General features: G+C 66.6%; 4 protein-coding genes. 3 read left to right on the top strand and 1 reads right to left on the bottom strand.

The genetic code is table 11. From position 1 onward, the window contains the following. From WBF82_RS18075 to WBF82_RS18065, 3 genes are all read left to right on the top strand, one after another. Positions 1 to 3,428, top strand: a 3,428-nt coding sequence (locus WBF82_RS18075; RefSeq protein WP_424384337.1) for an alpha-(1->3)-arabinofuranosyltransferase domain-containing protein, incomplete at its 5' end; no start/stop codon positions are given. Positions 3,429 to 3,485: 57 nt separating this feature from the next. Then, on the top strand, positions 3,486 to 5,126 hold the full coding sequence (locus tag WBF82_RS18070; protein ID WP_424384336.1) for an alpha/beta hydrolase: 1,641 nt from the start codon (positions 3,486 to 3,488) through the stop codon (positions 5,124 to 5,126). A gap of 82 nt (positions 5,127 to 5,208) precedes the next feature. Next, the gene (locus WBF82_RS18065) at positions 5,209 to 6,654 is read left to right on the top strand and encodes a lipase maturation factor family protein (protein WP_424384335.1); all 1,446 of its coding nucleotides are present in this window, start codon (positions 5,209 to 5,211) and stop codon (positions 6,652 to 6,654) included. A gap of 75 nt (positions 6,655 to 6,729) precedes the next feature. On the opposite strand, the gene WBF82_RS18060 is transcribed toward WBF82_RS18065, so the two are convergent. Then, the coding region (locus WBF82_RS18060; protein ID WP_424384334.1) for a GMC oxidoreductase at positions 6,730 to 8,439 on the bottom strand (1,710 nt) is incomplete at its 5' end.

Raw genomic sequence — 8,439 nt, 5'->3', positions numbered from 1 at the left:
TCGAAGTGCTGCGAGGGACCGACAGTTGGACTCCGTTCGTGGCGCCGGACGCGACGGCGGGCGCACCCTTGGTCACCGGATCGGTTGCGATCTTGGCCACCTGCCTGGTGGCAGCGGCCGGGCTGGCCGGGCTGGCGATGCGGGATTTGCCGGCGCGCGGGCGGCTGGTGACGATGCTGCTGGTCGGAGTGGTGCTGCTGGCCGCCGGATACAGCGGCGGGCTCGGCTCACCGCTGGCACATCACGTGCAAGCCTTCCTGGACTCCGGCGGCGCGCCGCTGCGCAACGTCCACAAGCTGGAGTCGGTGATCCGGATCCCGATAGTTTTGGGTCTGGCGCAGGTGCTGGGCCGGATCCCGCTACCGGCGAGCGCACCGAAAGCCGCCTGGATCCACGCGTTCGCTCACCCGGAGCGGGACAAGCGGGTCGCGGCCGCGATCGTGATCCTGACCGCGCTGATGGCCGGGACGTCGCTGGCATGGACCGGTCGGATCACCCCGCCCGGAACGTTCACCGCAATACCGCGGTATTGGCATGAGGCCGCCGGCTGGCTCTCCGCGCATAACACCGGTACACCGATCGCGGGCCGAGTGCTGGTGGTTCCGGGCGCGCCCTTTGCCACCCAGGTGTGGGGCACCAGCCACGACGAACCTCTGCAGGTACTTGGCAACAGCCCGTGGGGGGTGCGTGACTCCATCCCGCTGACCCCGCCGCAAACGATCCGGGCGCTGGATTCGGTGCAACGCCTGTTCGCCGCCGGCAGACCCTCCGCTGGCCTGGCCGATACGCTTGCCCGCCAAGGCATCTCGTATGTCGTCGTGCGCAACGATCTGGACCCTGACACCTCGCGCTCGGCACGCCCGATTCTGGTGCACCGCGCCATTGCGGGATCGCCGCGGCTGGCCAAAGTCGCCCAGTTCGGCGCGCCGGTCGGGGCGGGCCCTGTGTCGGGCTTCGTCACCGACAGTGGATTGCGGCCGCGGTATCCGGCCGTGGAGATCTACCGAGTTGCCTCCGAGGGCGAACACGGCGGCCCCTACCTGGCCGACACCGATCAGCTGGCCCGCGTCGACGGCGGGCCGGAAGTGCTGTTGCGCCTTGACGAACGCCGACGGCTATCCGGTCAGCCGCCGTTGGGCCCGGCGCTGATGACTGCGGACGCTCGACGCGCCGGTCTACCGGTGTCCGGACAAGCCGGGGTCACTGTCACCGATACGCCGGTGGCCCGGGAGACCGACTATGGCCGCGTCGATGACCACTCGTCGGCGATCCGGGCCGTCGGCGACGCCCGACGCACCTTCAACCGGGTACCCGACTACCCGACCCCGGGCGCTGAGACCGTCTACGGCTCCTGGACCGGCGGCCGGCTTACGGTGTCGAGTTCGTCATCGGATGCCACGGCGCTGCCCGACGTCGCCCCGGCGGCCTCGCCCGCCGCCGCGATTGACGGCGATTCGGCGACCGCATGGGTGTCCAACGGGCTGCAGTCCGCCGTCGGTCAATGGCTGCAAGTCGATTTTGACCATCCGATGACCAACAGCGTCATCACCATCACGCCCAGCGCGACAGCAGTCGGCGCCCAAGTCCGCCGCATCGAAGTCGCCACCGCCACCGGCACCACGACGCTGCGGTACGACGAGGCCGGCAAACCGCTTACCGCGGCGCTGCCCTACGGCGAAACCCCCTGGGTGCGAATCACCGCGATCGGCACCGACGACGGTTCGGCGGGAGTGCAGTTCGCGATCACCGACTTGTCGATCACCCAGTACGACGCCTCCGGGTTCGCGCACCCGATCGATCTGCGGCACACCGTGTCGGTTCCCGGTCCCCCGCCGGATACCGCTGTCGCGCGGTGGGACTTGGGCTCGGAATTTCTGGGCAGGGCGGGCTGCGCTGAGGGCCCGACGGCCGTGCAGTGTGCGGCCTCGATGGCGCTGGTGCCCGAGACACCGGTCACGTTCAGCCGCACACTGACTGTGCCACAACCGGTTTCGGTGCTGCCAACGTTGTGGGTGCGCGCGCGGCCCAGCCCCAAACTGGCCGACCTGATTGCCGAGCCCGACACCGTCCGGGCCCGCGGTGACGCCGATCTGGTCGACGTTCTGGGCTCTGCTTATGCCGCCACCGACGGTGATCCGGCCACCGCGTGGACGGCACCGCAGCGCGTGGTGCAGCACAAGACGCCCGCCACGCTGACCCTCACCTTGCCCAGGCCAACGGAAGTGGCCGGGCTACGACTGGTCCCCAGTCGGTCGTCAGTTCCAGCTCACCCGACCACGGTCGCCGTCGACCTCGGGGACGGCCCGCAGGTCCGCGAGCTCACCGCGCAGGAAACCCTGCCGCTGAAATCCCGCGTCACCGACATGGTCACGCTCAGCCTGCTCGACTGGGATGATGTGATCGACCGCACCGCGCTGGGCTTCGATCAGCTCAAACCGCCTGGGCTGGCCGAGATTTCGGTCCTCAGCGCCGACGGCAGACCGATTGGTGCCGCCAACGCCGCCCGCAACCGTGCTCGTGAGGTCACCGTCGACTGCGCTCATGGGCCGGTCATCGCGATCGCCGGCCGTTTTGTGCACACCGCGATCCAGACCACGGTGGGCGCGCTGCTGGACGGCGCGCCGGTAGCCGCCGAGGTATGCGACCGGGACCCGATCCTGTTGCCGACCGGTCAGCAGGAGCTATTGATCAGTCCAGGCCCGCAATTCGTCGTCGACGGCGCGGAATTGTCTTCTCCGCGCGCAGCCGAATCACCCTCCGGCACAGCCATATCCGTGACGCCCGCCGCCACCGGCGCATGGGGTCCGGCCCGTCGTGAGGTGCACATACCAGCGACGTCGACGTCGCGGGTACTGGTGGTGCCGGAAAGCATCAATCCCGGTTGGGTCGCCCACACCGACAACGGGACTCGGCTGACGCCGGTGGCCGTCGACGGCTGGCAGCAGGGCTGGGTGGTGCCGGCGGGAACGTCAGGCACCGCCACGCTGACCTTTGCACCTAACGCGCTGTATCGCGCCGGCCTGGCCGCCGGGTTGGCGCTGCTGCCGCTGTTGGCCCTGATGACGTGGTGGCCGCATCGGCCTCGGCGAAGCGCTGACCCACCCGCGCCCCCGTGGGCGCCCGGACCATGGGTGGCTATCGCCGTGCTGACGGGCGGGACAGTGATTGCCGGAGCGGTCGGCCTGCTGGTGTTCGGCGCCGCCCTCGGCATGCAGTGGGTGCTGCGCGACCGCCCCCGGCGGCGAGACGTGGCCACCGTGGGGTTGACCGCCGGCGGGCTGATCTTGGCCGGCGCGGCACTGTCCCGGCATCCGTGGCGGGCGGTCGACGGTTACGCCGGGCATTCAGCCGGCGTGCAACTGCTGGCGCTGATTTCGATCGCGACGCTGGCAGCCGCGGCGACGTCATGGCACACATCCGCCCGGTAAGCAATTCAGCCAGCGGGTGAGTTGTTCCCAATCTTCAACGCTGTTACGGCATAACGCATGAGCTTGCCGGTGGCCGATATTGATCGGTGGAACGTCGATGCGGTGCGGACGGTGTTCCACGCGGCTCTCGCGCGCGGGCAGGCCACGCTCGAGGCGTCGCGTCGGCTGAGCTCGTTGGCGATATTCGACACCTGGGAGGGGGCCACCGCCGAGACCAGGAAGCACACCAATGCCGCAATTCGCCAAGACCTCGACGCACACGGCAACGAGTCATTGGCGGTGGCGCAGGCGGCGAGCAAGGCCGCCGACGGCATCGAACACGTGCAGACGGCACTGCGCATTCTGCGCCTCGATGCCGTCGAGCTGCAGATGACGATCGACCCGATAGCCAACAAGGTGGTGCGGAATGCGATGTTCAGCGGGCCGCCGACGGCTGCATTGATCGCCGAAATGCGGCTGCAGCCACGGTTAGACGCGATTGTGGCCGAAGCCCACGCGGTCGACCAGGAGCTGGCGAAGGCGATCAATTTCGCCGCGGGGGACCCGCCCCTACCGCCTGGAATACGCGACAATCGCCCGGCCCGGGATGCGCTTTGTGAGCCGCTGCCCAATGACCCGAGGCAGTTCAACCAGTTATGGAATCAGCTCAACCCGGAAGAAAAGGACTGGCTTTACAACCAAGACCACAACATCGGCAACCACGCCGGGATGCCATGGGACCCAACGGATCACTTGGGCAAAGATCACTACAACCGGCTGCACCTGCAGGAACTCCAGCGGCAGGCCGGAGCTGACATTGACCGGATGGAGCACAGCATCGACGACATGCTGGCCGGCCACAACGTCGACGACGGCGCGCTCTATGCACTGCAATCACAGTTGGCTGCGCTCCGACACCAACTGCAGGGGTATCAGGCGGTACGAGCCGACCTGGATCGCAGCGATGAGATGAGTCGCTACCTGGGCTATCTCGACGACACCGGCCACGTAGCGGTGGCCATCGGAAACCCGGACTACGCCAAACGCAACGGCATATTCGTACCAGGAACCGGCCAGGACCCGGCCCGGCTGCCGTTCAGCGACGCAAGATCAGTGGCGATGTACAACGCCGCGCGCACCGCAGACAAAACTCTTGGCGTTCGTGATGTATCGATCACGATATGGATGGGCTATGACCGGCCAATGAGCCTGAGCCACGCGGCCTTTCGTGATGCCACCAGGACGGGTGCCGGTGGTTTGGACGCGTTCGAAACTGGCCTTCGGGCCTCGCACCTCGGGCCGGCCTCGATCGACACCGTAATCGGCCATAGCTACGGCTCGACGCTGATCGGAGCCGCAGCGTCAGGTGGATATCACCTCGATGCCGACAATGTCATCGCGGTCGGCAGCCCGGGGATGCTGGTAGATCGCGCCGGCGGCCTCAGCCTGAACCCCGGCGCCCACGTGTATGCGATGCGGGCGGCCAACGACATCATCGGCATCAGCGGCGTGGTCACCGAATGGACGCTGGGACCCGACCCGACCGCACCCAACTTCGGTGCCCGTGGTTTGGCGGCCGACCCGGGACCGGCTGGGCCGGCTGGGCTGCCGAGTGTCGACCCGCACAGCAGCTACTGGGATCGATACAACATCGCGCTGGCCAACATCGGTGCCGTGATCGCCGGGGTTGCACCGCCCCACGTCCTCGGACCGAAGTGAGCGCAACGGCGGGTTTTCACCCGGGCGGGCTATGCACGCGGCAGGATGGTCACAGACGTCCACCGTGCGAGGAGTCACGGACATGGGATGGTTTAACGCACCCGAGTATTGGTTGGGCAGGCTGATACTCGAGCGCGGCATCGCGGTCGTTTATGTGCTCGCCTTTGTTGGTGCAGCACGACAGTTTCGGGCGCTGATCGGCGAGCGCGGGCTACTGCCAATTCCGCAATATCTGGCCCGGCAATCCTTTCGTAAAGCGCCGAGCGTCTTCCACCTCCACTATTCCGATCGCTTCTTCGCAACGCTCGCCTGGTTGGGTGCGCTGCTGTCAGCGGCGATGGCGTTGGGATTGGCCGGCGTAATGCCGTTGTTCGCCTCGGTGTTGGTGTGGCTCCTGCTCTGGGTGCTTTACCTGTCGATCGTCAACGTCGGGCAGACGTGGTACTCGTTTGGCTGGGAGTCGCTGCTACTGGAAACCGGTTTCCTGGCGATCTTCCTCGGCAACGACCGGGTGGCGCCGCCGGTACTGGCGATGTGGCTGGCGCGTCTGCTGCTCTTCCGACTCGAATTCGGCGCGGGGTTGATCAAGCTCCGCGGCGATTCGTGCTGGCGCGACCTGACCTGCCTGTACTACCACCACGAAACTCAGCCGATGCCGGGACCGTTGAGCTGGTTCTTCCATCACCTACCCAAACCGCTGCATCGGGTGGAAGTCCTCGGTAACCATTTCGCACAGCTCGTCGTCCCGTTCGGATTGTTCGCCCCGCAGCCGGTGGCCAGCATCGCCGGAACGATCGTGGTCATCACCCAACTGTGGCTGGTGTTGTCCGGCAACTTCGCCTGGCTCAACTGGCTGACGATTCTGTTGGGCTGCAGCGCAATCGACACGTCGTCGGCGGCGGCGGTGCTGCCGATCCCCCAGCAGCCAACGCTGGCTGCAGCTCCTAAATGGTTCGCCGGCCTGGTGATCGTATTTGCGGTGCTCACCGTGGTGCTGACCTATTTCCCGGTGGCCAACATGATTTCTCGGCGGCAGCGAATGAACATGTCGTTCAATGCATATCATTTGATCAATACCTACGGCGCGTTCGGCACCGTCGGCCGAACCCGCCGGGAGGTGGTGATCGAAGGCACCGACGAGCCGAAGCTCACCGATCAGACGGTGTGGAAAGAATACGAGTTCAAAGGCAAGCCCGGATCGGTGCGGCGAGCGCCGCCGCAATGGGCGCCGTATCACCTTCGACTCGACTGGCTGATGTGGTTTGCCGCGATCTCACCGCACTACGCATACCCCTGGCTGCGGCCATTTATGGTGCGGCTCTTGCAGAATGACCCGGCGACGCTGCGCCTGCTTCGGCACAATCCGTTCCTGGATTCGCCGCCGCGGTACGTGCGCGCTCAGCTCTACCGATACCGGTTTACTACCGTTGCCGAACTGCGGCGTGATCATGCATGGTGGCACCGCACGCTGGAAGGCAACTACCTGCGGCCCATTTCACTGACGAAAGCGACAGCCCCGCCCACCTGAGTGCTGGGACATCCGACGCAACGAGCGTGAGTGAAGTCGATGAGCAACGCCTGTCGCGCCAAACTGCCTTCAGCCTCAGGCGACTCCGGCGCCCGGCCTCTGTGGTGTGTCGGTGCCCGTCGGCCGTATCTCGACGACAGGGAGCCGCAGTGCGCCCGGCGCGCCTTCCGGAACAACAGGGCTGTTCGGAACGATCGGCTGCATCCGGCGGTAGCCCTGGCCCTGCTCGGGTCTCAGGTCCGTCTGCCCCTTGTTGGGCCACATCGCAGCCGCGCGCTCGGCCTGCGCGGTGATCGTCAATGCGGGGTTCACGCCCAGGTTTGCCGAGACCGCCGAGCCATCGACGACGCTGAGGGTGGGATAGCCGTACACCCGGTGATAGGGGTCGATGACCCCGTGCTCGGGGTCGGCGCCGATGACGCAGCCGCCGAGGAAATGTGCGGTCATCGGAATGTTGAATAGTTCGCCCCAGCTGCCGGCGGGCACGCCGTGGATCTTCTCGGCGATCCGGCGGGTCGCTTCGTTGCCGACCGGGATCCACGTCGGGTTGGGCTGTCCGTGGCCCAGCTTGCTCGACAGGTGGCGCCCGCGCAGTCCGCGTTTGGTGAATGTGGTGATGGAGTTGTCCAGATGCTGCATCACCAAGGTGATGACGGTGCGCTCGCTCCAGTTCTTTACCGTCAACACACGCATTAGCGCCGCCGGGCTCTTGGCGGCCAGGGCGATGAACTTCACCCAGCGCGGCCAGCGGCCGCCGCCGTCGGTCATCAGGGTCTGCAGCATGCCCATCAGATTGGAGCCCTTGCCGTATCGCACCGGCTCGATGTGGGTGTCGCCGGTGGGGTGGATCGAAGAGGTGATGGCCACGCCGTGGGTCAGCTGCAGGGCCGGGTCGACCTTGTATTTCGTGGCGCCCAGGATCGACTCGGAGTTGGTGCGGGTGAGCACACCGAGCCGGTCGGACAGCTTGGGCAGCGTACCGGTGTCTTTCATCTTGTGCAGCAAGTTCTGGGTGCCCCAGGTGCCGGCGGCCAGCACCACGTATGGCGCAGTGAAGGTTTGGCGCTTTTTGCGCAGCACCGCGCCGGTCGCCACGGTGTCGACGTTCCACACCCCGTCGGGGTGCTGCTGCAGCGAGGTGACGGTGGTCAGCGGATGCACCGTGGCACCGGCACTTTCGGCCAGGCCGAGATAGTTCTTCACCAACGTGTTCTTGGCGCCGTACCGGCAGCCGACCATGCAGTCGCCACATTCGATGCAGCCGGTGCGCTCGGGCCCGGTGCCGCCGAAGAACGGGTCGGGAACGGTCTTGCCGGGTTCGCCGAAGAACACCCCGACCGGTGTCTGGACGAATGTGTCACCCACCCCCATGTCGTCGGCGACGGTCTTGATGATCTCGTCGGCCGGGGTCATGTGCGGGTTGCGCACCACACCGAGCATGCGTTGGCCCTGCTCGTAGTGGGGCGTCAGCTCGTCTTCCCAGTCGGTGATCTGCTTCCACTGCGGATCGTTGAAGAACGGAGCCGGGGGCTTGTATAGGGTGTTCGCGTAGTTCAATGACCCGCCACCGACGCCGGCGCCGGCCAGGATCACGCAGTCGCGCAGCAGGTGGATGCGCTGGATGCCGAAGCAGCCCAGTTTCGGCGCCCAAACGAAACTGCGCACACGCCAGCTGGTTTTCGCGAATTGGTCGTCGGTGAAACGTCGGCCCGCCTCCAGGACGCCGACGCGGTAGCCCTTCTCCGTCAGCCGCAACGCGGTGACGCTGCCGCCGAAGCCCGATCC

The organism is Mycobacterium sp. (assembly GCF_049673265.1).
Classification (GTDB): Bacteria; Actinomycetota; Actinomycetes; order Mycobacteriales; family Mycobacteriaceae; genus Mycobacterium.
This window is presented reverse-complemented; position numbering and strand designations above follow the sequence as displayed.

Bases quoted from the DNA above. Each gene is read 5' to 3' on its own strand.
- WBF82_RS18065 (WP_424384335.1), top strand. From the start codon at position 5,209: ATGGGATGGTTTAACGCACCCGAGTATTGGTTGGGCAGGCTGATACTC.
- WBF82_RS18070 (WP_424384336.1), top strand. From the start codon at position 3,486: ATGAGCTTGCCGGTGGCCGATATTGATCGGTGGAACGTCGATGCGGTG.